This is a genomic window from Pseudomonas sp. SED1 (assembly GCF_034044025.1).
GTDB lineage: Bacteria > Pseudomonadota > Gammaproteobacteria > Pseudomonadales > Pseudomonadaceae > Aquipseudomonas.
Genome location: NZ_JAXCIS010000193.1, coordinates 1 through 2,817, shown reverse-complemented (window position 1 = coordinate 2,817; position 2,817 = coordinate 1). Strand labels below are relative to the sequence as shown.

Annotated in this window: 2 protein-coding genes; both read left to right on the top strand. The window is 64.3% G+C overall.

Features of this window, described 5'->3' with window-relative positions; genetic code table 11:
• The first annotated feature begins 54 nt into the window (after nucleotides 1-54).
• Nucleotides 55-1,350 carry a glycerate kinase type-2 family protein gene (locus SNL23_RS25145; RefSeq protein WP_318303941.1) on the top strand — a complete coding sequence of 432 codons (1,296 nt, stop codon included), beginning with the start codon at nucleotides 55-57 and terminating at the stop codon, nucleotides 1,348-1,350.
• Nucleotides 1,340-2,755: a pyruvate kinase gene (gene pyk, locus SNL23_RS25140; RefSeq protein WP_076015200.1), complete on the top strand. Its 1,416-nt coding sequence runs from the start codon at nucleotides 1,340-1,342 to the stop codon at nucleotides 2,753-2,755. Before SNL23_RS25145 ends, pyk begins: the two co-directional genes overlap by 11 nt.
• The last annotated feature ends 62 nt before the right edge of the window (nucleotides 2,756-2,817 follow it).

Below are 2,817 nucleotides of genomic sequence, written 5' to 3'. Positions count from 1 at the left end.
TTTCACATCGAATTTGAGTCACCCCTAATAACAAGAATCCCCGGGAGCCCGCTTATGTCGGTCGATCCGCAACACCTGCTTCGCGAGCTGTTTGCCACAGCCATCGACGCCGCCCACCCCCGGCAAGTCCTCGAACCCTATCTGCCCGCCGACCGCAGCGGCCGCGTCATCGTAATCGGCGCCGGCAAAGCCGCCGCCGCCATGGCGCTGGTGGTGGAAAACGGCTGGCAAGGCGAAGTCACAGGCCTGGTGGTCACCCGCTACGGCCACGGCGCGCCCTGCAAGAAAATCGAAGTGGTCGAAGCCGCGCACCCGGTGCCGGATGCCGCAGGCCAGGCCGTAGCAAAACGTGTGCTGGAACTGATCAGCAACCTCAGCGAAGACGACCGCGTGATCTTCCTGCTCTCCGGCGGTGGCTCTGCGCTGCTCGCCCTTCCGGCCGCCGGTATCACCCTGGCGGACAAGCAAGCGATCAACAAAGCCCTGCTCAAATCCGGCGCTGCCATTGACGAGATGAACTGCGTACGCAAGCACCTCTCTGCGATCAAGGGCGGTCGCTTGGCCAAGGCCAGCTGGCCGGCCACGGTCTACACCTATGCGATTTCCGATGTGCCGGGTGACCAGGCCACCGTCATCGCTTCGGGCCCCACCGTCGGCGACCCGAGCACCTCGCAACAGGCGTTGGCGATCCTCAAGCGCTACCAGATTGAAATCCCGGCGTCCGTACGCACCTGGCTGCAAAGCCCGGAGTCGGAAACCGTCAAGCCCGGCGACCCGGTGCTCGCCCGCAGCCATTTCCAGCTGATCGCGCGCCCGCAGCAATCCCTGGAAGCCGTGGCGGTGAAAGTCCGCCAGGCCGGTTTCAGCCCGCTGATCCTCGGCGACCTGGAAGGCGAAGCCCGAGACGTGGCCAAGGTGCACGCCGGTATCGCCCGGCAAATCATCCAGCACGGCCAGCCGTTGGCGGCGCCTTGCGTGATCCTTTCTGGCGGTGAAACCACCGTGACCGTGCGCGGCAACGGCCGTGGCGGACGCAATCCCGAATTCCTGCTGAGCGTCACCGACAGCCTCAAGGGCCTGCCCGGCGTCTACGCCCTGGCGGGTGACACCGACGGCATCGACGGCTCCGAAGACAACGCCGGCGCAATCATGACACCCACCAGCTACGCTCGCGCCGAAGCCCTGGGCTTGAGCGCCCGCGATGAGCTGGACAACAACAATGGCTACGGCTACTTCGCGGCCCTCGACGGCTTGATCATCACTGAGCCGACCCGCACCAACGTCAACGATTTTCGCGCCATTCTGATTCTAGAGAGCCCTGAAAGAGAGTCCCCTGAACATGACGCCTGACAAGAAGGTCAAGATCCTCGCCACGCTGGGCCCCGCCACCGACAGCATCGACGACATCCGCGAGTTGGTGGAAGCCGGGGTGAACATCTTCCGGCTGAACTTCAGCCATGGCGATCATGCCGATCACGCCCAGCGCTACCAGTGGATTCGCCAGGTGGAGCGCCAGCTCAACTATCCCCTCGGCATCCTCATGGACCTGCAAGGCCCGAAGCTGCGGGTCGGGCGTTTTGCCGAAGGCAAGGTGCAACTGATTCGCGGCCAGGCCCTGCGCCTGGACTTGGACCCGACACCCGGTGACCAGCGGCGGGTCAACCTGCCGCACCCGGAAATCATCGCGGCCCTGAAGCCCGGCATGGACCTGCTGCTGGACGACGGCAAGCTGCGCCTGCGGGTGATCACCAAGCACGCCGACGCCATCGACACCACCGTGCTCAATGGCGGCGAACTGTCGGACCGCAAAGGCGTGAACGTGCCCCAGGCGTTGCTGGAACTCAGCCCGCTGACCCCCAAGGACCGCCGCGACCTCAGCTTCGGCCTGGAACTGGGTGTGGACTGGGTGGCGCTGTCGTTTGTGCAACGCCCGGAAGATATTCGCGAAGCCCGCGAGTTGATCGGTGACAAGGCGTTCCTGATGGCCAAGATCGAGAAACCGTCGGCGGTGCAGCGCCTGCGGGAAATCGCCGAGTTGAGCGACGCGATCATGGTCGCCAGAGGGGACCTGGGGGTGGAAGTGCCGGCGGAGAGCGTGCCGCAAATCCAGAAGGACATCATTGGCGTCTGCCGTCAGTTGGGTAAACCGGTGGTGGTGGCCACACAGATGCTCGAGTCCATGCGCTTCTCCCCGGCGCCGACCCGTGCCGAGGTCACTGACGTGGCCAACGCGGTGGCCGAAGGCGCGGATGCGGTGATGCTCTCGGCAGAAACCGCTTCCGGCGAATACCCGTTGGAAGCGGTGTTGATGATGAGCAAGATCATTCGGCAAGTAGAAAACGGCCCGGACTACCAGACCCAACTGGATGTTAGCCGGCCCAAGGCGGATGCCACGGTATCGGACGCCATCAGCTGCGCGATTCGCCGTATCAGCAGCATCCTGCCGGTGGCGGTGCTGGTGAACTACAGCGAGTCGGGCAGCTCCAGCCTGCGGGCGGCGCGGGAACGGCCGGCGGTGCCGATTCTCAACCTGACGCCGAACCTGTCGACGGCACGGCGCTTGAGCGTGGCGTGGGGCGTGCATTCGGTGGTGAATGATCGGCTGCGGCAGGTGGATGAGGTGTGTTCCACGGCGCTGGAAATTGCCCAGGCACAAGGAATGGCACAGCGTGGGGATACGTTGGTGATAACCGCGGGGGTGCCGTTTGGGCAGCCGGGGTCGACCAATTCGTTGCGTATCGAGACATTGATCTAGCGCCTGTAAGGGCCCCTTCGCGAGCAAGCCCGCTCCCACATTTTGATCACTGTTCGACATGA

What these genes read in the sequence shown, in the direction of transcription:
- pyk (WP_076015200.1), top strand. Translation starts at nt 1,340, where the DNA reads ATGACGCCTGACAAGAAGGTCAAGATCCTCGCCACGCTGGGCCCCGCC.
- SNL23_RS25145 (WP_318303941.1), top strand. Translation starts at nt 55, where the DNA reads ATGTCGGTCGATCCGCAACACCTGCTTCGCGAGCTGTTTGCCACAGCC.